Here is a 25,668-nt window from a genome sequence, read left to right on the forward strand (position 1 = left end):
GGTTGGAAATTGCGAAAAAATGGCGGTGAGTGGGAGGAAGTACCTGTGGAAAACTTTTTTGTGGGAGAAAGTGGGAGAAAGTGGAAGATTTATCTAATTTTACATTTGATTATTTGGATAAACTGTATAGATGGCTCATTTTCTCGGAGAATTTGAATGCAAGCTAGATACCAAAGGAAGAATGGTATTACCTGCCGGCCTCAAGAAGCAAATGCCTGAGGTGGAGCGGGAAGGGCTTGTTATTAACCGGGGGTTGGAAGCTCATCTAGTGATTTATCCAAGAAAGGAGTGGGATCGTATTATGGAGGAGTTGAGTAGGCTAAATACCTTCGAGCGTAAGACTCGGGAATTTGTGAGAAAATTTATGCGCGGAGCCACTGAACTTACTTTGGATGCTGCTAACCGGGTATTAGTACCCAAGCCTTTGTTAGAATACGCGGGAATTGACGGGGAGGTGGTCTTGGCGAGTCAGTTTAACAAGATTGAAATGTGGGCCAAAGATGCTTATGACGCGCAATGGGATGATGAAGGAGATGATTTTGCTGCTTTGGCGGAGGAGGTGATGGGGAATTTAAATAAAAGACTGGATGGATAATGGTTATCATTTACCGGTCATGTTGCAAGAATGCATCGAGGCACTTGCCATAAAGCCCAATGGCGTTTATGTAGACGTCACATTTGGAGGCGGGGGGCATTCGAGTGCTATTATCCAACATTTAGGTGAGGAAGGGAGACTCATTGCTTTCGACCAAGATCCGGACGCTTTAAATAATGCCCTGCCGGATGAACGGTTTACGCTGATTCATCAAAATTTTAGGTATTTAAAGAATAATTTGCGTTTACAGGGACTTAAACAAGTTGATGGGATTTTAGCAGATTTGGGTGTGTCTTCGCATCAATTTGATGAAGCGGAAAGAGGGTTTTCCATTCGTTTTGATGCAGACTTGGATATGCGAATGGATCGAGTAGGTGAATTAGATGCAAAAGGTATTTTGAATTCGTATTCCGAAGAGGATTTGCATCGCATTTTTGGGATGTACGGAGAAGTTCAAAATGCAAAAAGCCTGGCCAAGGTAATCGTGACAAGTCGTTTGTCGAGGCCTATTAATACGGTGTCTGACTTGAAGTCCATCGTATCGAAATTGGTTCCGAGGGGAAAGGAGAATAAGTACTATGCACAACTTTTTCAGGCCCTACGTATAGAAGTAAATAAAGAATTGGAGGCCCTGCAAGAGTTTTTGGTACAGGCGCAAGCGGTTTTAAAGCCGGGAGGAAGGTTAGTCGTGATGTCGTATCATTCACTTGAAGATCGATTAGTTAAGAACTTTATGGCAAAAGGCAAATTTAAAGGGGAGGTTGAAAAGGATTTTTATGGGAATGAAATAAAGCCTTTTATGCTGGTGAGTCGAAAAGCCATTATTGCTTCGGAGGATGAAATAAGACAAAACAACCGAGCAAGAAGTGCTAAATTACGGGTGGCGGAGAAGTTAAATGGTTAAAGGTATGTTGAACAGGTACAAAAATGAAGGATTAAGTGAAGAGCAACAAGAGGCCTTGCAAAATGATGTAGAAGCGAAAGCAGATGAATCAAAGGACTTTCTGAAATCGCTGTTAACACCTAAAGGCTTTTCCGCGGCAAGGGCGGTTGCGGCGGTTCCTTTTATTGGTTATTTGGCACTTTTAGCTATTATATATATAGCCAATCGGCATTTTGCAGAAGACAGTGTACGTGAAATCGACACCTTGTCAAAAGAAGTAAAGTATTTGAGCTGGGAATATAAGTCGCTAAAGGCCGATCTCATGCTTAAGAGTACACAGAGTGAAGTGGCGAGGAAGGTTGATACGATCGGACTGAAGGCTTTGGTTGAGCCACCAAAGAAAATCGTTTTAGGGCAAGAAGATATTGTTAATAAATAAATGAATATTAGAACAGACATATTGTTGCGGGTGTACCTCTCCTTCGGGGCTATGGTTCTCTTTGCGGTGGCTGTACTATATAAAATGTTCAGCCTTCAGGTTGTACAGGGAGCGCATTGGCAGGCAATGGCAGATAGTTTGTCTACCCGCTATCAAACCATAGAAGCCACTAGAGGGAATATTTTTTCAGTAGATGGAAGTCTGCTTGCCACATCGGTACCGGAATATGATGTACGCATGGATATGATGGCGCCAGGTATTCTGGAAGACGATGTCTTTTATTCTAAAGTTGATTCATTAGCTGCGCGTTTGGCATCTTTCTTTCAGGATAAATCGGTTGAACAGTATCGACGTTTATTGCGTAAAGCCAGAAAGGATAAGAACCGTTATTTTTTGGTGAAGAGAAACGTGAGCTTTCAGGAAATGAAAGCCGTGCGTTCTTTTCCCATATTTAAATTGGGGAAATACAAAGGAGGGCTTATCGCGGAGCAAAAAAACAAAAGGATTTTGCCTTTCAAAACCTTGGCGGCCCGAACAATAGGTTATAAAAATGATAACGTGCAGCCCGTTGGTTTAGAGGGGGCCTACGCTGAGTATATGGACGGCGTTAGTGGGAGCAGGCTGGTACAACGAATTGCCGGCGGAAGCTGGATGCCTATCAACGAGGATACGGAAGTCGCTCCAACCGATGGAGCTGATATCATATCTACTATTGATATCAATATGCAAGATATTGCACAAAAGGCGCTCGAAAAACAGTTGATTGCCAGCGACGCAGATAATGGCTGTGTGATTTTAATGGAAGTAGCAACCGGGGAGGTGCGCGCTGTAGCGAATTTCACAAGAGTGGAAGAAGGTGTTTATAAGGAAAAGTTCAACTATGCCATTGCGCAAAGTTCTGAGCCCGGATCAACGTTTAAATTGGCCTCTTACATGGCGGCGATTGAAGATGGTAAGATTGATACCAGCGATATTGTAGATACGGAAGATGGAACATTTAGAGTCTATAGGCATACGATTCGGGATTCGCATAAAGGAGATGGCAAGATTTCAGTAAAGCGCGCCTTTGAAGTTTCATCTAATACCGCGGTCACCAAATTAATCTATAAATATTATAAAGATAATCCGTCTGCTTTTACAGATAGACTCTATGCAATGCATCTAAATGAGCCGCTCGGGTTACAAATACCGGGAGAAGGGCAACCTTTGATAAAAACGCCTAAAAGCAGATCGTGGAGCGGGTTAACGCTCCCTCAAATGGCTTATGGATATGAACTAAAGATAACGCCATTACAAATGCTTACGTTATACAATGCGGTCGCAAATAATGGTAAAATGATCGCCCCACTTTTTGTAAAAGAGATTCGGCGCTTAGGCAATACTGTAGAGAAGTTTGAGGCAAGAGTGATCAATGAGAAGATTGCTTCAGACCAAACGATTGCTAAAATGAGGGGAATGTTGGAAGGGGTCGTTGAAGAAGGAACCGCTAAACAGCTAAAAAATTCTCTTTTTAAGATGGCGGGTAAAACCGGAACAGCCCAAATGGCAGATGGAGCTGCCGGATATAAAACCAAAAGAAGGTATCAAGGGTCTTTTGCAGGGTATTTCCCGGCAGATAACCCAAAATATTCGATGATTGTCGTTGTACAAAATCCAAGGAAGGGAGGGTACTACGCAACCACGATTGCCGCGCCTGTTTTTAAGGAAATTGCAGAAAAGGTATACGCAGGAGACAGTCGGATGTATCATGATTTTAAGAAATTGCAAATGGCTTCCGTACCAGCTGCTCCGCCGATTAAATATGGCTTTCAGAAGGATAGTCAATATGTATTCGGTGCTTTAGGTTTAAAGTCGACGCAACACCTGAAACAAGATACGGCGAAAGTGTTGTTATCTGATGATCATCTACCGGAAGATAAAATCCCTGATTTGAAAGGGATGGGGCTTAAAGATGCCATGTATCTATTAGGCAATATAGGAGTAAAGACCTTTGTAAAGGGAAAAGGTAGAGTAGTTAAGCAATCTGTTAACCCCGGAGAGCTGGTAAATAAAGGTGGATTTATTACAATTGAGTTAGAATGATTTCGCTATCGAAAATATTGAATGGTGTATCTATAAAACAGCTTATAGGTAGCATGGATGTGACTGTTCATGCGGTACGTTTTGATTCCCGCCAAGTGGTAGATGGTGATCTTTTCGTTGCTGTCAGGGGAACTCTTACCGATGGTCATGTATTTATAGATAAAGCAGTTGCCCTGGGAGCTAAGATAGTGGTATGCGAGCAGCTACCTCAAGACCTTAGTGGGCACATTACCTATATACAAGTTGAGAATGCAGGCTTTGCACTAGGGTTGATAGCTGCTAACTTTTATGATAACCCATCCGCCAAATTGAAGTTAGTGGGCGTAACCGGCACGAACGGAAAAACGACGGTTGCGACGTTACTATATAAATTATTTGTTGAACTCGGATTTAGAGTTGGCCTTATTTCGACTGTACAAAATAAGGTGAACGAGCGCGTCATTGAATCAACCCATACCACACCTGATCCGATAAGCTTAAATGAGCTTTTATGTGAGATGGTAAACAGTGGTTGTGATTATTGCTTCATGGAGGTTAGCTCGCATGCGGTTGCACAGCATCGAATTACAGGTTTGTCCTTTGTTGGTGGTGTTTTTACCAACTTAACGCATGACCATTTGGATTTTCACAAAACTTTTGATGCCTATCTAAAAGCGAAAAAGGCTTTTTTCGATATGCTGCCTAAGTCGGCTTTTGCCTTGGTGAATATAGATGATAAAAATGGAAGCGTCATGCTCCAGAATACCGACGCTTACAAAAAGACATACGGTTTAAAGAATATTGCCGACTTTAAAGGGAGGATTGTGGAAAGCCATTTCAATGGTATGCTAATGCAAATCGATACACGTGAAGTATGGATACGTTTAGTTGGTGCGTTCAATGCTTATAATTTGTTGGCAGTGTATAGTGTTGCCATTCTTTTGGAACAGGATACGACCCGAGTGTTAACGATTTTAAGCAGATTAACCGGAGCAGAAGGTAGATTCGATACGCTAGTTTCGGGTAACGGTGTTATTGGTATCGTGGATTATGCGCATACGCCTGACGCGGTGGAAAATGTCTTGCGAACGATTGTAGATTTGCGAAAAAATAAGGAACAAATAATAGCTGTATTAGGCTGCGGCGGAGATAGGGATAAGACAAAGCGACCCGAAATGGCGGCGGTAGCCGCAAACTTAAGTGATAAGGTGATTTTAACCTCAGATAACCCAAGAAGCGAAGATCCGCAACAGATTATTCGCGAAATGGAAGCTGGGATACCTGCCGATAAGAAAAGACATGTGTTTTCCATCACGGATCGCTATGAAGCCATCAAAGCAGCTGTTCATCTTGCACAACCGGGTGACATTGTTCTCATAGCGGGCAAGGGACATGAAAAATATCAGGAAGTTATGGGGGAAAAAAGACCTTTTGACGATAAAGCAATATTAAAGGATCTTTTTAAAGAGGTAAACGACTAATAATAAACAATATACCAAAGGGGATGCTGTATTATTTATTTACATATTTACATGATCATTTTAATTTACCTGGTGCCGGGGTATTCCAGTATATCTCCTTTCGCTTTGGTATGACCGTTATATTGTCCCTTATTATTACTACTGTTTATGGTGGTCGGCTTATCGGTCTGCTACGGAAAAAACAGGTTGGTGAAACGGTGCGAAGCTTAGGGTTGGAAGGCGAGACGCAGAAGCAAGGTACGCCTACAATGGGTGGGCTAATTATCATCGCCGGTATTCTTTTACCTACGCTGCTGTTTGCTAAGTTAGAGAACGTTTATATTATTCTAATGATCATTGCTACGGTCTGGATGGGAACCGTTGGTTTCATAGATGATTATATCAAAGTATTTAGAAAGAATAAAGAGGGGCTCGCCGGAAAATTTAAGGTGGTTGGACAGGTAGGATTGGGAATTATTATTGCCTGGACAATGCATGATCATCCGTCTATTGTGACAAGACAGAAAGTGAATGGCCCAATAAAAGGTGAGAATATTGAAATGCAGCAAAACTTTGATGGTACGAAAAGCTATTACAACGTAGAAGTTAAATCTACAAAAACAAATATTCCTTTTTATAAGAATAACGAGTTTGATTATGGAAAGGTATTAAGCGTTTTTGGCGTTCCGGATGGAAAATATGCTTTTTTTGTTTTTTTAGCTTTCGTCGTATTTATCATTACCGCTGTGTCAAATGGTGCTAATATTACGGACGGCATTGATGGTTTGGCAACAGGTACATCCGCTATCATAGGTGCAACATTAGCCATTTTGGCTTACGTGTCGGGTAATAGCATTTTTGCCGATTATTTAAATATCATGTATATCCCCAATTCCGGTGAGCTAGTAGTGTTTGCGGGCGCCTTTGTTGGGGCTTGTGTCGGGTTTTTATGGTATAATTCCTATCCTGCTCAAGTCTTCATGGGTGATACCGGGAGCTTGGCTATTGGTGGCGTTATCGCTGCTTTTGCCATCATGATTCGTAAAGAATTACTCATACCTGTATTATGTGGCATCTTCCTCATTGAACTTGTATCAGTCATTATGCAGGTATCGTATTTTAAATATACAAAAAAGAAATTCGGAGAAGGAAGAAGAATCTTCTTAATGTCTCCGTTACATCATCACTACCAAAAGAAGGGCTATCATGAATCGAAGATCGTTACTCGATTCTGGATTGTCGGAATCATATTAGCTGTTATTACAATTGTAACGTTAAAAGTGAGATAATAACGAGATGGAGCATAGGAGTCATCATACACGTCAAAAGAAACCACTGCTAGTAATTCTGGGAGCAGGGGAAAGTGGTTTTGGTGCAGCTGTTTTAGGAATGAAACAGGGCTTTGACGTGTTTGTGTCGGATGGAGGCGAAATCAAAGAGATATATAAGAGTCAGCTAAAACATCATCGCATTCCATTTGAAGAAAAGGGGCATTCGATCGATAAAATTCTAGTCGCTGATTTAGTCATTAAAAGCCCGGGCATACCCGAAAAAGCAGGGATTGTACAAGCCTTAAGGAAACAAAGGATTCCTGTGATAGGAGAAATCGAATTTGCGGCACGTTATACGGATGCGAAGACCGTTTGTATCACTGGCTCAAATGGCAAATCGACAACCACGATGCTTACGTACCATATCCTCCAAAAAGCGGGTATCAACGTTGGCTTAGCGGGAAATATCGGGAAAAGTTTCGCCCTACAGGTCGCTACGGAACAATATGAGGTATATGTGCTCGAAATTAGCAGCTTCATGTTGGATGATATGTACGATTTTCGAGCTGATATTGCAGTGCTGTTGAATATAACGCCCGATCATTTGGACCGCTACGATTACAAAATGGAAAACTATGTTAATTCTAAATTTAGAATTACTAGAAATCAACGCGAGAACGACATCTTTATCTATTGTAAAGATGATCCGGAAACAAATAAAGCGCTGACCGCGAAAGAAATTAACGCAACAATGTATCCTTTTAGCTTGACAGAAGAGGTGCAATATGGGGCTTATTTGAATGAAGAAAAAGAAATAGTAATAACATTACCTAACCAGGAAAGATTTATCATGTCTATTAACGATTTAGCATTACAGGGAAAACACAATGTTTACAATAATATGGCTTCTGGAATTGTTGCCAAGGTTTGGGAGTTACGGAACGAGTCGATTCGGGAGAGTATGGGCGACTTTGTGAATATTCCGCATCGTTTGGAGCATGTAACCAAAATTTCCGGGATAGAATTTATAAACGACTCAAAAGCAACGAACGTAAACTCTGTATGGTACGCATTGGAGAGCTTACCAGGGAAAATTGTATTGATTATGGGGGGGGTAGATAAGGGCAATGACTATAGTATGCTTCGTGAATTGGTGCAAAGTAAAGTGCGCGGTATTGTTTGCCTAGGTAAAGATAATCGTAATATTCATAACGCTTTCGAAGCTGATACGGATGTAATTGTGAATACCCAAACAATGAGTGAGGCCGTTCAGATTGCTTATCATATTGCACAAAAAGGGGATACGGTGTTGTTGTCACCTGCTTGCGCCAGTTTCGACCTGTTCAAAAATTATGAGGACCGGGGCGATCAGTTTAAAGCGGCTGTGCGTGAGCTTTGAATAAATTGATTTATTTTATAATAACGAATTATGGAGCGTATATTCAATAAACTGAAAGGAGACAAATGGATTTGGATAATAGTCATATTATTATCCGTTTGGTCTTTATTGGCCGTTTATAGCTCTACAGGAACTTTGGCTTATAAAGAGGGGCGAGGAACTGAAACATACTTGATCAAACATTTTACGCTTATTTTTGCGGGCCTTATCCTGATGTATTTTTCCCATCTTTTGGATTATAGGTATTATGCGGGAATCTCAAAAATTTTGATGATCATTACCATCCCGCTTCTTTTGTATACCCTATTGTTTACCGAATCAGTGAATGATGCCAACAGGTGGGTTACCATTCCGGTTATTAACCAAACGTTCCAAACATCCGACATGGCTAAATTGGCGCTTATAACCTTTTTGGCTAGGATGTTAACTCGAAAGCAGGAAAATATAAAAGACGTAAAGAGAGCATTTATGCCTATAATGGGGTCAGTTTGCATTGTTATCATTCTGATTGCTATTGCAAACATGTCTACGGCCATTATGCTCTTTGCGGTGAGTATTTTATTACTTATTATCGGACGCATCAGTATTAAGCAAATAGCTTATGTAAGCGTAGCGGGTGTTTTCTTGCTTACATTAGTTGTGCTCTTAGGCCCTCGTCGACAAACCTATATATCCCGTGTAGAAACGTTTTTAGGCAAAGGTGAACCCGATCCCGATAAGGAGTTTCAGGCTAATCAGGCCAAGATTGCAATTGCGACCGGTGGCCTGTTTGGTAAAGGCCCCGGAAATAGTACACAGCGTAATATGTTACCTCACCCTTATTCTGATTTCATTTTTGCTATAATCATAGAAGAATATGGTGCCGTAGGAGGCGTCGTTTTGGCAGCTTTATATCTAGTATTTATGTATAGATGTATACGTATCGTTACGCAGAGCCCGAAAGCCTTCGGCGCCTTATTGGCTGCGGGCTTAGGTTTTAGTTTAACGATCCAAGCCTTTGGAAATATGGCTGTGGCCGTGGGGCTTGGGCCGGTAACAGGTGTGCCTTTACCTTTGGTGAGTATGGGGGGAACGTCGATTTTGTTTACCAGTGTGGCATTCGGAATTATTTTGAGTGTAAGCCGAAATATTGAAGAACTTAAGTCAAAAGGAAAGGAAAAGGAAACTAGGGGTAAAAAGGCAAATGATAAAGTAATTGTTGGTGAAATTCCGGCAATGGCATAAACTTAAAAGGTATGGAAAGCAAGACAAAACGTGTGATTATTAGTGGAGGAGGAACAGGAGGACATATTTTCCCTGCCATCGCCATTGCTAATGCGTTGCGACGTCTGGAGCCGTCTATTGAAATTCTATTCGTTGGTGCTAATGGGAGAATGGAGATGGATAAGGTGCCTGCCGCTGGCTATAAGATTATCGGTTTGGATATCCAAGGTATCAATAGGCAGTCGCTGCTTAAAAATATACTCCTACCTTTTAAATTGTGGAAAAGTATACAGCGGGCAAGAGCTATTATCCGAAATTTCCGCCCGGATGTAGTCGTCGGTGTGGGTGGTTATGCCTCGGGACCTTTATTGCATGCTGCCGGTCGACTGAATATTCCATATCTAATACAAGAGCAAAATTCATATGCGGGCATAACAAACAAGAAATTAGGAGCGAAAGCATCAAAGATATGTGTGGCTTTTGAAGGGATGGATCGCTTTTTCCCCAAAGATAAATTGCTGATTACGGGAAACCCCATTCGACGTGATGCCGTTGATATTGTAGGGAAGGAGTTTGAGGCGAAAGAATTGCTGGGCTTAGATCACGATAAGAAGACGATTTTACTAACAGGCGGCAGTTTGGGCGCTCGAACGCTAAACGAAAGTATACTGAACGGTCTGAAAAAAATGCGTAAGGCTAATTTGCAGATTATATGGCAGTGTGGAAGCTACTATTATGAAAAAATGCAAGATGTGCTCAAAGACGATGGGTTGGAGGATGTTTGTTTGAAGCCCTTTCTCCACCGCATGGACTTAGCTTATGCGGCAGCTGACGTAATCGTTGCGCGGGCAGGGGCCGGCACAATTGCTGAATTATGTGCTGTTGGAAAACCGGCAATCCTGGTGCCGTCGCCAAATGTCGCTGAAGATCACCAAACAAAAAATGCGCTGGCATTGATCAAGAAAAATGCAGCGATTATGGTGGAAGATTTGAAGGCACGGGAAACATTAATGGACGAAGTGATTGCGTTAATAAAGGATAAGGAAGAATGTAAAGTTTTATCAGCAAATATAAAAAATTTGGCAAAAGTGGATGCTGATGAAGTAATCGCGAAAGAGGTTTTAGAACTTATTAAACTTAACAAATAACGGACACGTAAAGGTTGACAAATGGAAAATACGGTATTGACAGCGATAAAACAAGTGTTCCTGATAGGTATAGGCGGTATCGGTATGAGTGCGCTCGCCCGTTACTTCCATCATAAAGGAATGCGTGTTTATGGCTATGACAAGACCGAAACTTCTTTGACAAGGCAATTGACAAGTGAAGGAATCAATGTTTTTTATAGCGATAACATAGACCTGATTGCGCCACCGTTTGTTGAAGATCGAGAGGGCAGTTTAGTGATTTATACACCTGCTGTTCCAAAAGATTTGGATTTGGTAGCTTTTTTTCAGCGGCTGGGCTATCGCTTGTATAAACGATCTGAAATCTTGGGAAAGATAAGTGAGTCGCATTTTACGATAGCTGTGGCGGGCACCCATGGAAAAACGACGACAAGTAGTATGATTGCGCATATTTTAACAAGTAGCGGGCGCCCTTGTTCTGCATTTTTGGGTGGGATTGCAGCTAATTATAATACAAATTTACTGCTTGCGGATTCTGATTTATTCGTAGTAGAGGCGGACGAATTTGACAGGTCATTCCTTACGCTGCATCCCAATATTGCGGTGGTGACGGCGACTGATCCTGATCATCTTGATATATATGGCGACTCAGAACATATGTTAGAATCTTTCCGGCTTTTTGTAAATCAAGTAGCCAAAGATGGCAAACGTATTATTAAGGAAGGTTTGCACTTGCCAACAGATATTCGTTATGCAGTTGAAAGAAGGGCGGACGTATACGCAACAAATATCCAAATAAGGAATAAATGCTTTTATTTTGATTATCTGGGTTACAATAAATCCATTTTTGATATTAAGCTAGGTATTGCCGGCAAACATAATATTGAGAACGCCGTTGCAGCAATCACCGTTGCTAAGCTGTTGGGTGTTGACGACGAGGCGATTAGCGGATCACTTGCTTCCTTTAAAGGAGTTAAGCGTCGTTTCGAATACATTGTAAATCGCGAAGACCAGGTTTACGTGGACGATTATGCGCATCATCCGGAAGAGTTGAGGGCTTGTTTGTCTGCTATGAAAGAACTGTATGGTGACAAGGAAATTACCTGCGTTTTTCAGCCCCATTTATTTACACGTACACGTGATTTCGTCGACGAATTTGCGGAGGTGCTGGGCTTGGCAGACGTTTTGTTATTAATGGATATATACCCTGCCAGAGAGCAGCCTATCGAGGGAGTGAATTCAGATTGGTTATTGAGTAAAGTGCAGTTAACACATAAGTATAAGCAATCGGCATCGGATGTGTTGGCTTATATAAAAAGGGAACGGCCGCCAGTGCTGCTTACTGTTGGGGCAGGTGATATTGATCTGTTAGTAAATCCAATAAAGGAGGTTTTGACAAATGTTTAATAGCATCAAAAAGATCAATTGGCGTCGGGTGACTTATTTATTCACCTGGGTGTTAGCCTTAGCCGGTTTTTTTGTGCTGATGGGGTTTATTAATACCAAAAAGAATGAGATAGCCTGTAAAGGAGTTAAAATTATTGTTCCCGGATCGCAGGCTTTTGTTTCGCAGGAAGATGTATTCGACATTATCGAAGAAAGCGAAGGTCCGCTGACAGGACACCTTTTGAAAAACGTGCCGATACACGAGTTAGAAAATAAGTTAGCGCAAAATCCTTTTATTCAAAGTGTAAAGGTTTTTACCGAGATGGACGGCATGGTGCATGTTAAAATTGAGCAACGGGAGGCCATCATGCGTATTATTAATAATGTTGGAAATGATTTTTATATTGATAAAGAAGGTGTCAAATTTCCCACATCTAAATTGTACGCACCGCATATCATAGTTGCAAATGGGAATGTATCCGAACGTTTTGATGGAAAAAGAGATACCGTTCGTTCCACACTCGTAAAGGATTTATGCAAGGTGGCTGATTTTTTAGGAAAGGACTCGTTATGGAACAGTCAAGTGGAGCAGCTATATGTAAATGAAGAACAAGATATCGAAATTGTGCCTAGAGTAGGAAACCAAAAGATCGTTTTGGGTAACGCTGATTCGTTGCCGAATAAATTTAACAGGTTAATGGTCTTTTATAAGCAAATTATTCCGAAGGCAGGATGGGGAACTTACAAGACCGTGAATTTAAAATTTGCAAATCAAATTGTTTGCGAGAAGGCAGATAGTATTATACAGAAGGAAAAAAATAATAAACAGCATATTAACACGCATTAGACATGGAAAAACGAACTACTAATCCGAAGGACGCTCCTATAGTTGTTGGTCTAGATATTGGTACAACAAAGATCTGCGTAACAGTAGGTCGGAGGAGCGAGCATAATAAGATAGAGGTATTGGGCATTGGTAAAGCAGAATCGCTGGGCGTGAGCCGTGGAGTAGTTGCCAATATTCAAAAAACAGTTACAAGTATTGTTAAAGCTGTCGAAGAAGCAAGTGCGCAGTCCAATGTCGATATCAAAGTTGTAAATGTTGGTATTGCTGGTCAACATATCAAAAGTCTTCAACATCGGGGTATTCTAACAAGAAAAGATGATAATGAGATTGGTAGGAAAGATATAGAGAAGCTGGTAGAGGATATGTATAAATTGGTGCTTCCTCCGGGGGAGGAGATCATCCATGTGCTACCGCAAGAGTTTACAATTGATAATGAGCCAGGTATAAAAGACCCGATTGGTATGGCCGGTCGACGTATGGAAGCTAATTTTCATATTATTTCGGGCCATGTCAGCGCGGTAAGAAATATTAAGCGTTGTGTTGAATATGCTAGTTTAGAGGCGCAAGAGCTTATTCTGGAACCGCTAGCCTCTTCCGAAGCTGTGCTTAGCCCTGAAGAGAAGGACGCAGGTGTTGTTTTAGTCGATATTGGTGGCGGAACTACGGATGTAGCGATTTTCCATGAAGGTATTATTAGACACACGGCCGTTATTCCTTTGGGAGGGAATATTGTAACCGAAGATATCAAACAAGGATGCTCGGTTCTGCGTAATCAGGCAGAATTGTTAAAAGTTAGATTCGGTTCCGCATTAGCGGAAGAAAACCGGGAAAATGAAATAATTTGTGTGCCGGGGTTGCGTGGAAGGGAACACAAAGAGATTTCGGTTAAAAATTTAGCCTATATCATTCAAGCCCGGATGGAAGAAATTATAGAACATGTTTATTATGAAATAAAGTCATCCGGATATGAGCGTAAACTTATCGGTGGAATCGTTATTACAGGAGGAGGGGCGCAATTAAAACACCTAGTTCAATTGGTGGAATACGTGACTGGTTTGGAATGTCGTATCGGTATGCCAAATGAACATTTGTCGAAAAATGAAGTGCTGCCGAAGAACACTTATGATGAACTGAAAAGTCCACTCTATGCAACGGGTATTGGCTTGTTAATCAAGGGAATTGAGGCCGCCGAATATAACGAGGTGGAGCACCCGGTAAAGAGCCAAGCTGTCAAAGGTATAGCGGAAGAAGGAAAGAAGACATTTGGCTTCTTAGATAAGATTATTCGCTATATCAGCGATGATAATAAAATTGAAGATACAGACTATATTAAATAGTTTTCAACACTCGGTTTTTTTTCCACATTATAAACAATTGTGGAAAACAATTGTGGAAAAAGTATTAATATTACAATGCGAAAGTTACGTAAATATTAAATCAGGATACCACTCATTTAGAGTAAATTAAGACAGTATGGGTACGCGTACTTGCAGATGAACAGGAAGAAAAGGACGCGGCATACTTTTACAGATTTGAAAAGGAGCAGGGAATAAATACATTTCATAGAGCCTTTAAGGAACAAATTATACACGTATGAAATTTGAAATGCTTAAAGAACAATCATCTATTATAAAGGTAATAGGTGTTGGCGGAGGTGGTGGCAATGCAGTTAACCACATGTACAGACAGGGTATTAGCGGTGTGGACTTTATAATTTGCAATACCGATGCACAAGCATTAGAGTTAAGTCCTATACCTAATAAAGTACAATTAGGTGCCAGTTTAACAGAGGGGATGGGAGCTGGTTCGGATCCTGATGTAGGTGAAAATTCTGCGATTGAAAGTATCGAAGATATAAAACGCATGCTAGGGGTGAATACCAAAATGTTGTTCATCACTGCCGGTATGGGTGGCGGAACCGGAACCGGTGCAAGTCCTGTTATTGCGAAAGCTGCTAAAGAGCTAGGTATCTTAACCGTAGCAATTGTTACCACCCCTTTTGCATTCGAGGGAAAGAGGCGGAGGAGTCAAGCGGAAGAGGGGCTTGGCGAGTTGCGGAAATATGTCGACTCATATTTGGTTATATCCAATGATAGATTAAGGGAAATCTTTGGTAATCTCACGATGAGTTCAGCTTTTGCCAAAGCAGATGATATTTTAACAACGGCGGCAAAAGGTATCGCGGAAATTATCACCATTCCCGGTTATATCAATGTCGATTTCAAGGATGTTCGGACGGTGATGAATGATAGCGGCGTGGCTATTATGGGGAATGCGAAAGCTAGTGGCGATGATCGCGCGCAAAAAGCCGTGGAAGGTGCTTTGGCATCACCTTTGTTAAAGGATAGTGAAATTGAGGGTGCTCGTTATATTTTGTTGAATATTTCTTCCGGAACGCAAGAGGTTACGATGGACGAGATTTCGGTCATTACGGATTATATCCAGGAGCGAGCCGGTTTCACGGCAGAAATTATCTGGGGTAATTGTTTAGACGAGTCCTTGGATAAGGATCTGTCGGTTACTATTATTGCAACCGGTTTCCAAACTACCGAGGAGCGTAAACAGGAGGAAAGCAACCGACGGATTGCAATTCCATTAGAGGAGGAGAAAGTGCCTTTGGTAAGGCCTGTAAATCAAATTATTAACAAGCCTAAAGAAGAGATTGTAGAAAAAGCTCCAGCTGAGCCTGTGCAGGCAAAGGTACAGCCGACAGCGATGCCGCAGGCCGATTTATTTAGCGGCTTTGGACGACCATCTGGCCAGAACCCGGTTGATAATAAGGTGGCAACACCGAAGAAAGAGGAGATTATCAGACACACATTGGTAGAGGAAGAGCCGGTATCGGAGCAAAATAAGCCCGCTGACGAATATCAATTGAAGGTTTCCGAAAGTGAATTTCTCTTTACGAACGAAGCGAATACTAATCAACAGGTGTCTGATCCAGCGGCCACCTCAACGCCGGAATCTGTTGATTTTAATGAAGCACCAAAAGCAGAGAGCACCCCGGTAAGCAAGCAAGTTGATGAATATAAATCGGACGAAAGTATTGAGGAGCAACTTCGAAAAACAAAGGAGCGTATATTACGTCTAAAAGACTTAAGTATGAAGCTGCGTTCTACCAATGGCCTACAGGAGATAGAGAATGAGCCAGCCTATAGAAGGAAGCAGCGGTCTTTAGATCAGGTGCCTCACTCTTCTGAGTCACAGGTTTCAAGATTTACACTTTCTTCAGAAGATGGAATCACTGAAATAAGACCTAACAACTCTTTTCTTCATGACAATGTCGATTAAATTGTTATAAACGATATCAAAAAAGGCCGGAAAGAGTAGTATACTCTTCTGGCCTTTTTGTTTAAATAAATGCATAAAAGAGAAGTTTTTATACTCATTTCGAATATGGTTCACTAGAAAGTTGATAATTCTGAGGTGAAACTTTATCTTTGTAAACAATTTAATAACCACGTATTGTGGCTTTTAGGAAATCTGAACAGTAGTGATTAACCCGTGGGTAGGCAAGTAAACGGGATACATTTCAATTCGTTTTCTACGAAAGACCTAAGTTGGATTTGTGGTTTTGAGAGGTATTAATTAAATTAAACGTATTTACTTTGGATTTATTCGATAAAATATCAAAAAATTTAGGTCCAATCGGACAACATCACAAGTGGTCTCATGGTTATTTTTCTTTTCCCAAATTGGAAGGTGAGATTGGTCCACACATGAAATTTAGAGGGAAGGATCATCTTGTTTGGAGCCTAAACAATTATCTCGGTTTGGCCAATCATCCGGAAGTGCGCGCAACAGATGCTGAAGCCGCAAAGTTATATGGTATGGCTTATCCGATGGGCGCAAGGATGATGTCCGGTAATTCAAATCAACATGAAGTGTTGGAACAAGATCTAGCCGCTTTTGTGGGAAAGGAGGATGCTTTTCTTTTGAATTATGGCTATCAGGGTATGGTGTCGATCATCGATGCCTTGGTTGATAGAAATGACGTGATTGTATATGATGCTGAGTCGCATGCTTGCATTATAGACGGCGTTCGATTGCATATGGGCAAGCGATATGTCTATCAACACAATGATGTAGAAAGTTGTAAAAAGCAATTAGAGCGTGCAACCAAAATAGTTGAACAAACAGGTGGAGCCATTCTTCTTATTACTGAAGGTGTATTTGGTATGTCGGGTGCCCAAGGCAAATTAAAGGAGATCAACGAGTTAAAGAGTGAGTTTAATTTTAGATTGTTAGTAGACGATGCCCATGGCTTCGGCACTATGGGACCAACTGGAGCTGGAACGCATGAGGCTCAGGATTGCGTAGATGGTGTAGATATTTATTTCGGCACTTTTGCCAAGTCAATGGCCGGTATTGGTGCTTTTGTGGCAGCTAATGAGGAAATTGTAACCTTCTTGCGCTATAATATGCGTTCTCAGACCTTTGCGAAATCTTTACCTATGCCTATGGTTGTGGGCCTTCAGAAGCGTTTAGAATTGTTGAAGGGGCAGCCTGTGCTTCGGGAAAAACTTTGGGAAGTAGCTTTATCCTTGCAGAAAGGCCTAAGAGATAACGGATTTGATATAGGCCATACGAATACCATGGTTACGCCTGTATTTCTGAAAGGCGACCTATCAGAAGCGACTGCATTAACGATGGACTTGAGAGAAAATTACGGTATTTTTTGTTCTATTGTTGTTTATCCGGTAATTCCGAAGGGACAAATTGAACTGCGCTTGATTCCGACGGCAATGCATACTCTTGAAGATGTGAATCGAACAATTTTCGCTTTCTCGGAAATCGCTGAGAAATTGAACAACGGTCACTATAGAGAACAACAAGTTGTGCCGGCCTAATCGCGCGACCTTGTTTTTATGATAAAAAAGCCTTCTAATCGAATGTTAGGAGGCTTTCTTATTATTGTCTTAGCTTTAGCTTTATTGTTATTATTGCTTAGTTCGCTTCTGCTAGTTTTGTTTTAGCTTGTAGATCATTAACGGCCAGCGCAATTTTCCGTTTTGTTTCTTCACTTACACTTACTAAAGGTAACCGTACATAATTTTTGCATACGCCGAGCTCCTGGAGCATCTCTTTGACACCTGCAGGGTTCCCTTCAATGAAACATAAGTCATCGATATTTAGTAGCTCATAATGAAGCTTGCGAGCTTCTTCATAGTGCCACTCATTGCAATATTTCACTAGCTGCTGAGTTTGCTTTGGGAAGGCATTCCCGACTACCGTGATTACGCCAACAGCTCCCAAAGACATCATGGGAAGGGTAAGGGCATCGTCGCCTGAAATCAATAAGAAGCTATCCGGCTTGTTTGCCATAATACGTGTAAAATGCTCAAAGTTAGCGGAGGCTTCTTTTACACCAATGATATTGTCAAAATCATTGGCTAAGCGAATAATGGTATCGACATTTATCATACTTCCCGTTCTGCCGGGTACATTATATAGTATAATAGGAAGATCCGTAGCTTGTGCGATTGCCTTATAATGCTGATAAATTCCTTCTTGAGTTGGTTTATTATAATAGGGGCTTACGGATAAAATAGCTTGATAAGCCGGATTTTTGAAGTCCTTTATTTGCGCAACCAATTCAGCGGTGTTATTTCCTCCGAAACCGGCTACCAAAGGTACGCGTCCCGCAACTTTCTCGGCAGTGAAGTCTAAAATACTTTTCTTCTCTTCTTTTGTCAATGTAGCGACTTCTCCGGTTGTACCCATACTAACCAGATAGTCCATACCTCCTTCTATTTGATACTCGATCAAATTAGCTAATCCCTCAAAGTCGATACTCCCATCGCTGTTGAATGGGGTTACTAATGCCACTCCGGCACCATGTAGGCTATTCATTCCTTTTTATGTTTTGATTTATTATTCTTTCTTCTATATTCATTATGTGAAGTACGTTTTGCAAAGCTACTGAATCATTTTTATTAACTCCACTTCTGAAATGATTGGGATATTAAATTTCTGTGCTTTGGCGAGCTTGGAGGGGCCCATATTGTCTCCGGCTACGAGGTAATTTAGCTTGGCGCTAATACCGCTTAGTAGTTTGCCTCCATTTTGAACAATGATTTTACCGAGGTCTTCTCTACTATAGTGTTCGAATACGCCTGATATCACGAAAGACTTGTCGGCTAGCTTATTGCTGTTCAATTGAAATTCTTCTTCAATAATAGCGAACTGTAGATTCTCGCCTTTTAGGATTTCAACTTGATGTAAGTGAAGCGTGTTGCTGAAATACTCCTTAACGCTTTGGGCAATTCGCTCTCCTATTTCGTCAACAGCGGCAATCTCTTCTACACTCGCCTGAATGAGGTTGTCGATGTTTTTAAAGCTATTCGCTAATTTCTTGGCAATAGTTTCGCCTACATAACGGATTCCGAGACCGAACAGCACTTTCTGAAAAGGTCGCTCTTTCGACTTCTGAATACCAAGAAGCATATTGTTGATCGATTTTTCACCAAAGCGTTCAATCTGTTCAAGTTCTTCTTTATGATGATGTAATTGATAAAGATCGCTTATCTGTTTCAGTAATCCCTTTTTGTACAATACTTCAACTGTTTCATTTCCCATCCCTTCAATATCCATTGCTTTTCTGCTGATGAAATGTTGAATCTTCCCGACTATTTGAGGAGGGCATCCCAATTCGTTGGGACAATAATGCACGGCTTCGCCCTCTTTGCGGATCAACACTGTGTTGCATACCGGGCAGTGTGTGGGGTAGGCTATCTGTTTCGTGTCAGGAACGCGTTTGTCCTTGTTTACACCAATGATTTTTGGAATAATTTCGCCGCCCTTCTCTACCATGACGGTATCCAACTCATGAAGATCGAGTCTCGTTATTTCATTGGCATTATGAAGTGTGGCTCTTTTTACTGTTGTTCCGGAGAGTTGTACGGGTTCTAGATTTGCAACGGGTGTTACTGCACCGGTTCGTCCTACTTGATAGCTTACGGATTTGAGGATGGTCTCCACTTCCTCAGCTTTATATTTATAAGCAATTGCCCAGCGCGGCGACTTTGCGGTAAAGCCGAGCTCGTGCTGTTGTGCATAACTGTTTACTTTAATCACTATCCCGTCAATATCGTAAGAAAGCTTATGCCTAGCATCATCCCAATAGGAAATAAACTGTAAGACCTCGTCGATCGTGCGGCAAAGCTTTGTATGTTCGCTAACATGAAAGCCCCACGATTTAACGGCTTCTAGGCTCTCCCAATGTGTTTTGAATAACCGATCGCGGTTATCCATATATAAGAAATAAAGAAAGCAATCCAGTGGACGCTTAGCTACTTCTGAGGAGTCCTGCAGCTTGATGGTGCCTGCTGCGAAATTACGCGGATTGGCATAAGGAATTTCGTCGTTTTCCAGGCGTTCCTTATTCAGTCGTTCAAAGGCCGCTCTATGCATAAAAACCTCTCCTCTGATCTCAAAAAGATCCGGAAAGTGGCCTGATTTAATTTTATTGGGAACACTTTTTATCGTTTTTATATTGCTGGTTACTTCGTCGCCTTGCGTACCGTCACCTCTTGTGACACCCCTGGTAAGTACGCCCTGTTCGTAAGTTAAACTGATAGATAGGCCGTCAAATTTCAGCTCGCATACATATTCAAAATCGTCACCCAGCACCTTACGGATCCGTTCATCAAAGTCTTTTAGCTCTTTCTCGCTATAGGTATTACTCAAAGAGAGCATAGGCCACTTATGACGGACTGTCTTGAATTGTTTAGTAATATCCCCGCCAACTTTCTGCGTTGGTGAATCAGGGTCTAAAAACTCGGGATAGTCCTTTTCCAAGGCAGCTAATTCAGCTAACTTTTGGTCAAAATCGAAATCAGATATACTCGGTTGTGCGAGTACATAATATTTGTAATTGTGATCGTTCAGTTCTTTTGTTAGCGCTTCAATGCGGCTTAATGCATCATTCCTTTGCATATGCGAAGTTAATAAAAATTCTAGTTCTCTAGGACAATCTTAAATGGGAATGGTGTTTTTTAGGATCGGGTGCATTTTTTGGGAGAGAAACTATACTTTGAATCTGAACGTGCCACCTTATTAGAAATTGGAGCTGCCTATTTAAACCGGGAAATCGAGTTGGAAAAATGAATTGCTATCAATTTTAGAGTAGTACCCTTGCACAAGGGTACTACTTATTCATTAAATTTGCGTTTAGGACGCTTATAAAGCACGGTTGCAATAATTGTTACCAAGATAACGCCAATAACAAGATAAGCTACGGTTTTGGGTGTACTATACTCTTCGTCCGTACCTACCTGGTTCGCTAATGCTAAGTTAGAATAAATCGCTGCCATCAACACTAAAAATAATTTCTTCATTTTCCTAGTCCCTCCTTGATTTTAATAAAAAGTAAAAACACGTAACGTGATTTTTAGGCCTTTATTGATTATAAAACATAAATATAAGAAAAATAATATAAAAAATGAAATTTAATATTATTTTGTGCTTAATTGGAGAAAATTTTTACAAAAACGTGCTAACAGTCTGAAAGATAGATTTGTATGCTTGTCTTTCTTCGTTTTATTTTTTTAAAAAATCTCTTAAAACATAGTGGAGTATGCCGCCGTTTTTGTAGTAAGCTATTTCAATAGCCGAATCAAATCGAGCTTTAACTTTAAATGATAAATTTCGTCCCTGTTCGTCTTTTGCTTGTACGTCGAGCAGCTTGTGCGGTACTAAATCATCGGCTATCCCGGTGATATTAAAGGTTTCCCTACCGGTTAAACCCAGCGTATCGGCACTTTCTCCAGGTAAAAACTCCAATGGCGCTACTCCCATACCTACCAGATTACTGCGGTGTATGCGTTCGAAACTTTCCGCTATAACCGCTTTAACGCCGAGTAGGTTCGTACCTTTTGCTGCCCAGTCCCGTGATGAACCGCTGCCGTATTCTTTGCCGGCAAGGATAATAAGTGGTGTAGAATCCCGTTGATAAAGCGAGGCAGCATCATAAATGTTAAGTGTTTCATTGGTTCCAAAGTAGGTTGTATAGCCACCTTCTTTATCGGAAATTTTATTTTTGATGCGTACGTTGGCAAATGTTCCTCGCATCATCACTTCATGGTTACCACGTCTAGAGCCGTAAGAATTGAAATCCTTAACCTCGACGCCTTTGTTTTCCAGATATTGGCCGGCGGACGTATCTGATTTGAAGGAACCGGCAGGCGAGATATGATCGGTCGTTACAGAATCACCTAAATATAGCAGTACACGCGCTTCTTTAATATCGTTTGATGGTGTAAGCTCGCTACTAATATTTTTAAAGAAGGGAGCTTCCTGTATATAAGTAGAATTTTCGTCCCACTGGTAATCGCTTCCGGTAGGTGCAATTAAATTTTGCCATTGTTCATTTCCGTCGAAGATTACGTCATACACTTTCTTAAAATCGCTCTGCTGAAGTGACGATAGAATGACTTGATTAATTTCCTCTTGCGTCGGCCAAATATCTTTTAAATAGACGGGTTCTCCATTAGGGTCTGTGTCGATGGGGTCATTTAAAATATCAACATCGATTCTGCCGATAAGTGCATATATAACAACGAGCATTGGCGAAGCAAGGAAATTCATTTTTACCTGAGGATGAACGCGTGCTTCAAAATTTCGGTTGCCACTTAGAATGGAGGCTACCACTAGTTCCGCTTGATCAACTGCTTCTGCAATGTGGGGCGGTAGCGGACCACTGTTGCCGATGCAAGATGTGCATCCATAGCCTACGTGATGAAATCGCAGGGCTTCAAGATCTTCTAATAAACCTGAGCGCTCCAAATAAGCCGTTACTACTTTGGAACCAGGGGCCAAGCTTGTTTTAACCCATGATTTGGTCCGTAAGCCGCGAGCAACGGCCTTTCGAGCGACTAAGCCGGCACCAATCATGACCGCAGGGTTGGAGGTATTTGTGCAGCTGGTGATTGCAGCAATTACGATGGAACCGTCACTCAGTTCATATTCTTGGTTATTGTCGATTATTCTTACTGTTTTCAGTTGGTCACTTTTGACCGTCGTTTGCGGCGATGGATGGGGTTTCGTAGGCGTGAACTGTGTTCTGGATCCACCTTCCGACAGCCAGGTATTAACCTCCCTGTCTTTGAAAGAAACGTAGGTACGACTATATTCCTTTTCTAACAAGGCACCGAACTTGTGATATAGATCTTTGATCAGAATCTTGTCCTGAGGTCGTTTTGGACCGGCAACTGTAGGTTCTAAAGTATTCAGGTCCAAATGAAGGATATCGGTATAATGAATTTTTTCTTCCCCCGTACGCCATAATAGATTTTCCTTGCAATAATCCGCTACCAAACGAATGTGGTCCTCTGATCGATTTGTCCGCTGCATATAATCAAGTGTCTGGTGATCAATGGGGAAATAAGTGACGGTACAACCGAACTCGGGTGACATATTGGAAATGGTTGCCCGATCGGTAACCGTTAAGTTATCGAGGCCTTCTCCAAACACTTCTACGAATTTTCCCACAACTCCATAATCACGGAGCAGCTTGGTAATAGCTAATACCATATCCGTAGCTGTACATCCCTCCGGTATTTTTCCCGTAAGTTTTAATCCGATGACTTGAGGGCAGGTGAAATATATTGGTTGCCCCAGCATCGCAGCTTCTGCTTCTATACCACCGACACCCCACCCCAACACACCGATGCCGTTGACCATAGGAGTATGTGAGTCTGTGCCTACCAAGGTATCCGGGAAATACCAGCCGTCTCGGTCAATAACGCCCTTGGCCAAGTATTCAAGATTTACCTGATGACAGATTCCCATTCCTGGAGGAACTACTGTAAAGTTATTTAATCCTTTTTGCGCCCATTTCAGTAATTGATAACGCTCTGCATTTCGTTCATATTCTAAGTCAACATTTTTTTCATAAGCATAGTCGGTACCGAAATAATCCACTTGAACAGAATGATCAATTACCAGGTCGACCGGGATTGCCGGGTTAATTTTATCTCCGTCTTTCCCCTTTCGTATTACTTCAGCCCTAATTGAAGCAATATCTACGACTGCAGGTACGCCGGTAAAATCCTGCATTAACACACGTGCAGGTTTGAATGGGATCTCTTTGTCAGTACCGGCGGGGTTCCACTGAATAAGTGTTTCTAAATGCTCATCGGTAATAGAAAATCCATCATGATTGCGTATAACATTCTCCAATAGGATTCGAATAGAAAATGGAAGTTTTTCTATAGGCTTTCCCTCCTTTCTCAATTGACTAAGTGAAGCTATTTTTTTGTCCATTTTAGTTTAGTTTTAGTACTATTATAATACTTCATTTTCCTTAAAAATGTTTTTAACTACCTCATTCCTGAATTTTAAATGACTTATAAAAAGAAAAGCCAAGAGATGATTTAAAATCTCTTGGCTCATCAATATAATTCGGTGTTTATTACTTTAGTTCAAATACAACACGAAATTGATAGTTAATCTTAATTTTCTTAAAATCGATATCTAGTGATTCCTCCTGTGCATAATCTGCCGCTTTTCCGCGCATGGCCATTGCACTGTACATAGCTGGCTGCGGACTGCCTGCGTCTGTATTATTATCGTTTACTTCCAAGGCCTTTCCTAAGCTGTCGCCTAACGCTTGAGCTAACACGGTTGCTTTCTCCCGCGCATTTTTTACCGCTTTTATGCGTAGCTCATTCCGTATTTCGGTCATCCTGCTATGGTCATACCCAGCAATAGCGGTAGATTGAATTCCTTTTTCATCTACGCTTGAAAGAATGGAATTGATGGCATTTAAATTAGCTACTTTCACTTTGTATTGCTTGCTTGCTAAAAAACCGGGATCTTTCTTCTTCTTGGGATCTATATAATTATAGCTTGAGATGTTTTCTATAGTGAAATCCTCTTCCTTTATTCCGGCTTTTTTTACAGCAGTTGACAACTGCTTTTCCAATTCATCAATTGCTACCTTATTTTTGTTGTTATTATCCTTAAAATACTCTTTTAAAGATATGGACACATAAATAATATCCGGGGTTACTTCCTCCTCAGCAGATCCATAAACTTCTATCTTCCTTCTTGTATCAACATTTTGTGCTGAAGCGGATAATGCGATTGTTCCTAACAATACTGCTGCTAATATTTTTTTCATCTGCATAATTTTTTCTTAAAAGTGGTGAATCCTGCATGAGCTTTGCACGTATTACTATGGCCCAAACAGGTTTCGTATGCTATAAGTTTTATATTTGTGTATGAAACGATACTGTAAAAGAAAATGCTACAATAGGTTGTTTTTTTAGAATTTTATTCTTCTATAACTTCGCTGTGATAGCTTGCAGATTCTTGAACTTCCTCCTTAAAGTAACGTTTCTGGAAGATTAGTATGATAATTACGCCTACTGAAATGGCAGAGTCTGCTAAATTAAAAACCGGTCTGAAGAAGATAAATTCTTCATTTGACCATAACGGAAACCATGATGGGAAAGTCCCTTGCAACAGAGGGAAATAAAACATATCTACTACTTTTCCGTGGAAAATACTACTATATCCACCTCCAGCAGGAAACAGAACCGCTTTTTCATACCACGTGCTTTCACTAAAAATCATACCATAGAAAGTAGAGTCAATGATATTTCCTACAGCACCGGCAAAAATTAACGATACACAAAGAATGAGTCCGCGGTGATATTTACGTTTAATCATGTAAACCAATCCATATCCAATGCCCAATACAGCCAATATACGGAACACAGATAATGCTAATTTTCCGCTCTCGCCACCAAATTCCATACCGAAAGCCATACCGTTGTTTTCAGTAAAATGAATGAGTGCCCGGTTTCCGACAATTTTAAATTCCTGTCCCAAGGTCATGTTGAGCTTGACCCAAAATTTGATAACTTGATCTAAAAATAAAACAACTAATACGAGGAAGAGCGGTCTAGTATATCCTTTCATTATTTCGTTCGCACAAAATCAATCAGCCATTTCCCTAAAGAAGAATGAGATCCTCCGTTAATGAGAAATG

20 protein-coding genes are annotated in these 25,668 nt (G+C 41.1%); 14 read left to right on the forward strand and 6 right to left on the reverse strand.

Annotated elements, in window-relative coordinates:
• Nucleotides 1-130: 130 nt before the first annotated feature.
• The 14 genes from mraZ to M1D52_RS05510 all read left to right on the forward strand — a co-directional run bounded on the left by mraZ (nt 131) and on the right by M1D52_RS05510 (nt 17,521).
• The gene (gene mraZ / locus M1D52_RS05445) at nt 131-595 is read left to right on the forward strand and encodes a division/cell wall cluster transcriptional repressor MraZ (RefSeq protein WP_013663392.1); all 465 of its coding nucleotides are present in this window, start codon (nt 131-133) and stop codon (nt 593-595) included.
• A complete protein-coding gene (rsmH, locus tag M1D52_RS05450) occupies nt 588-1,499 on the forward strand; it encodes a 16S rRNA (cytosine(1402)-N(4))-methyltransferase RsmH (RefSeq protein WP_013663391.1) in 912 nt (303 codons plus the stop codon). The genes mraZ and rsmH overlap by 8 nt, the downstream gene beginning before the upstream one ends.
• A gap of 4 nt (nt 1,500-1,503) precedes the next feature.
• Nucleotides 1,504-1,917 (forward strand): FtsL-like putative cell division protein, encoded by a 414-nt coding sequence (locus tag M1D52_RS05455; protein ID WP_013663390.1) that lies wholly within the window; start codon nt 1,504-1,506, stop codon nt 1,915-1,917.
• The gene (locus tag M1D52_RS05460) at nt 1,918-3,999 is read left to right on the forward strand and encodes a penicillin-binding protein (protein ID WP_013663389.1); all 2,082 of its coding nucleotides are present in this window, start codon (nt 1,918-1,920) and stop codon (nt 3,997-3,999) included.
• On the forward strand, nt 3,996-5,459 hold the full coding sequence (locus M1D52_RS05465; protein ID WP_013663388.1) for a UDP-N-acetylmuramoyl-L-alanyl-D-glutamate--2,6-diaminopimelate ligase: 1,464 nt from the start codon (nt 3,996-3,998) through the stop codon (nt 5,457-5,459). The genes M1D52_RS05460 and M1D52_RS05465 overlap by 4 nt, the downstream gene beginning before the upstream one ends.
• Nucleotides 5,460-5,482: 23 nt before the next feature.
• Nucleotides 5,483-6,727: a phospho-N-acetylmuramoyl-pentapeptide-transferase gene (gene mraY / locus M1D52_RS05470; RefSeq protein WP_013663387.1), complete on the forward strand. Its 1,245-nt coding sequence runs from the start codon at nt 5,483-5,485 to the stop codon at nt 6,725-6,727.
• A gap of 7 nt (nt 6,728-6,734) precedes the next feature.
• Complete coding sequence (murD, locus tag M1D52_RS05475; RefSeq protein WP_437365367.1) at nt 6,735-8,108, forward strand: UDP-N-acetylmuramoyl-L-alanine--D-glutamate ligase; 1,374 nt, start codon at nt 6,735-6,737, stop codon at nt 8,106-8,108.
• Between the two features lie 30 nt (nt 8,109-8,138).
• Complete coding sequence (locus tag M1D52_RS05480; RefSeq protein WP_130858329.1) at nt 8,139-9,332, forward strand: FtsW/RodA/SpoVE family cell cycle protein; 1,194 nt, start codon at nt 8,139-8,141, stop codon at nt 9,330-9,332.
• A gap of 11 nt (nt 9,333-9,343) precedes the next feature.
• A complete protein-coding gene (gene murG / locus M1D52_RS05485; RefSeq protein ID WP_013663384.1) occupies nt 9,344-10,459 on the forward strand; it encodes an undecaprenyldiphospho-muramoylpentapeptide beta-N-acetylglucosaminyltransferase in 1,116 nt (371 codons plus the stop codon).
• 21 nt (nt 10,460-10,480) lie between these two features.
• Nucleotides 10,481-11,845 (forward strand): UDP-N-acetylmuramate--L-alanine ligase, encoded by a 1,365-nt coding sequence (gene murC, locus M1D52_RS05490; protein ID WP_437394396.1) that lies wholly within the window; start codon nt 10,481-10,483, stop codon nt 11,843-11,845.
• On the forward strand, nt 11,838-12,671 hold the full coding sequence (locus M1D52_RS05495; RefSeq protein ID WP_013663382.1) for a cell division protein FtsQ/DivIB: 834 nt from the start codon (nt 11,838-11,840) through the stop codon (nt 12,669-12,671). The genes murC and M1D52_RS05495 overlap by 8 nt, the downstream gene beginning before the upstream one ends.
• A 2-nt stretch (nt 12,672-12,673) precedes the next feature.
• Nucleotides 12,674-14,008 (forward strand): cell division protein FtsA, encoded by a 1,335-nt coding sequence (ftsA, locus tag M1D52_RS05500; RefSeq protein ID WP_013663381.1) that lies wholly within the window; start codon nt 12,674-12,676, stop codon nt 14,006-14,008.
• Nucleotides 14,009-14,264: 256 nt separating this feature from the next.
• On the forward strand, nt 14,265-15,962 hold the full coding sequence (ftsZ, locus tag M1D52_RS05505) for a cell division protein FtsZ (protein ID WP_013663380.1): 1,698 nt from the start codon (nt 14,265-14,267) through the stop codon (nt 15,960-15,962).
• Nucleotides 15,963-16,279: 317 nt separating this feature from the next.
• Complete coding sequence (locus tag M1D52_RS05510) at nt 16,280-17,521, forward strand: aminotransferase class I/II-fold pyridoxal phosphate-dependent enzyme (protein WP_013663378.1); 1,242 nt, start codon at nt 16,280-16,282, stop codon at nt 17,519-17,521.
• A 97-nt stretch (nt 17,522-17,618) separates the two neighbouring features.
• Here M1D52_RS05510 and dapA read toward each other — a convergent pair whose 3' ends face one another.
• From dapA to M1D52_RS05540, 6 genes are all read right to left on the reverse strand, one after another.
• Nucleotides 17,619-18,524 carry a 4-hydroxy-tetrahydrodipicolinate synthase gene (gene dapA, locus M1D52_RS05515; RefSeq protein ID WP_013663377.1) on the reverse strand — a complete coding sequence of 302 codons (906 nt, stop codon included), beginning with the start codon at nt 18,522-18,524 and terminating at the stop codon, nt 17,619-17,621.
• A 66-nt stretch (nt 18,525-18,590) separates the two neighbouring features.
• On the reverse strand, nt 18,591-20,609 hold the full coding sequence (ligA, locus tag M1D52_RS05520; protein ID WP_013663376.1) for an NAD-dependent DNA ligase LigA: 2,019 nt from the start codon (nt 20,607-20,609) through the stop codon (nt 18,591-18,593).
• Between the two features lie 215 nt (nt 20,610-20,824).
• Entirely contained in the window at nt 20,825-21,010 is a 186-nt protein-coding gene (locus M1D52_RS05525) for a hypothetical protein (protein ID WP_013663375.1), read from the reverse strand.
• Nucleotides 21,011-21,212: 202 nt separating this feature from the next.
• Nucleotides 21,213-23,936 (reverse strand): aconitate hydratase AcnA, encoded by a 2,724-nt coding sequence (gene acnA / locus M1D52_RS05530; RefSeq protein ID WP_437394394.1) that lies wholly within the window; start codon nt 23,934-23,936, stop codon nt 21,213-21,215.
• 148 nt (nt 23,937-24,084) lie between these two features.
• Nucleotides 24,085-24,795 (reverse strand): SIMPL domain-containing protein, encoded by a 711-nt coding sequence (locus M1D52_RS05535; protein WP_013663372.1) that lies wholly within the window; start codon nt 24,793-24,795, stop codon nt 24,085-24,087.
• A gap of 152 nt (nt 24,796-24,947) precedes the next feature.
• Entirely contained in the window at nt 24,948-25,598 is a 651-nt protein-coding gene (locus M1D52_RS05540) for a lipoprotein signal peptidase (protein WP_130858337.1), read from the reverse strand.
• Nucleotides 25,599-25,668: the final 70 nt, after the last annotated feature.

The organism is Olivibacter sp. SA151, assembly GCF_054130995.1.

What these genes read in the sequence shown, in the direction of transcription:
- M1D52_RS05495 (WP_013663382.1), top strand. Translation starts at nt 11,838, where the DNA reads ATGTTTAATAGCATCAAAAAGATCAATTGGCGTCGGGTGACTTATTTA.
- acnA (WP_437394394.1), bottom strand. Translation starts at nt 23,936, where the DNA reads ATGGACAAAAAAATAGCTTCACTTAGTCAATTGAGAAAGGAGGGAAAG.
- M1D52_RS05535 (WP_013663372.1), bottom strand. Translation starts at nt 24,795, where the DNA reads ATGAAAAAAATATTAGCAGCAGTATTGTTAGGAACAATCGCATTATCC.
- dapA (WP_013663377.1), bottom strand. Translation starts at nt 18,524, where the DNA reads ATGAATAGCCTACATGGTGCCGGAGTGGCATTAGTAACCCCATTCAAC.
- murC (WP_437394396.1), top strand. Translation starts at nt 10,481, where the DNA reads ATGGAAAATACGGTATTGACAGCGATAAAACAAGTGTTCCTGATAGGT.
- murG (WP_013663384.1), top strand. Translation starts at nt 9,344, where the DNA reads ATGGAAAGCAAGACAAAACGTGTGATTATTAGTGGAGGAGGAACAGGA.
- M1D52_RS05465 (WP_013663388.1), top strand. Translation starts at nt 3,996, where the DNA reads ATGATTTCGCTATCGAAAATATTGAATGGTGTATCTATAAAACAGCTT.
- M1D52_RS05480 (WP_130858329.1), top strand. Translation starts at nt 8,139, where the DNA reads ATGGAGCGTATATTCAATAAACTGAAAGGAGACAAATGGATTTGGATA.
- M1D52_RS05455 (WP_013663390.1), top strand. Translation starts at nt 1,504, where the DNA reads ATGTTGAACAGGTACAAAAATGAAGGATTAAGTGAAGAGCAACAAGAG.
- mraZ (WP_013663392.1), top strand. Translation starts at nt 131, where the DNA reads ATGGCTCATTTTCTCGGAGAATTTGAATGCAAGCTAGATACCAAAGGA.
- murD (WP_437365367.1), top strand. Translation starts at nt 6,735, where the DNA reads ATGGAGCATAGGAGTCATCATACACGTCAAAAGAAACCACTGCTAGTA.
- ligA (WP_013663376.1), bottom strand. Translation starts at nt 20,609, where the DNA reads ATGCAAAGGAATGATGCATTAAGCCGCATTGAAGCGCTAACAAAAGAA.
- mraY (WP_013663387.1), top strand. Translation starts at nt 5,483, where the DNA reads ATGCTGTATTATTTATTTACATATTTACATGATCATTTTAATTTACCT.
- M1D52_RS05525 (WP_013663375.1), bottom strand. Translation starts at nt 21,010, where the DNA reads ATGAAGAAATTATTTTTAGTGTTGATGGCAGCGATTTATTCTAACTTA.
- ftsZ (WP_013663380.1), top strand. Translation starts at nt 14,265, where the DNA reads ATGAAATTTGAAATGCTTAAAGAACAATCATCTATTATAAAGGTAATA.
- M1D52_RS05540 (WP_130858337.1), bottom strand. Translation starts at nt 25,598, where the DNA reads ATGAAAGGATATACTAGACCGCTCTTCCTCGTATTAGTTGTTTTATTT.
- ftsA (WP_013663381.1), top strand. Translation starts at nt 12,674, where the DNA reads ATGGAAAAACGAACTACTAATCCGAAGGACGCTCCTATAGTTGTTGGT.
- rsmH (WP_013663391.1), top strand. Translation starts at nt 588, where the DNA reads ATGGATAATGGTTATCATTTACCGGTCATGTTGCAAGAATGCATCGAG.
- M1D52_RS05460 (WP_013663389.1), top strand. Translation starts at nt 1,918, where the DNA reads ATGAATATTAGAACAGACATATTGTTGCGGGTGTACCTCTCCTTCGGG.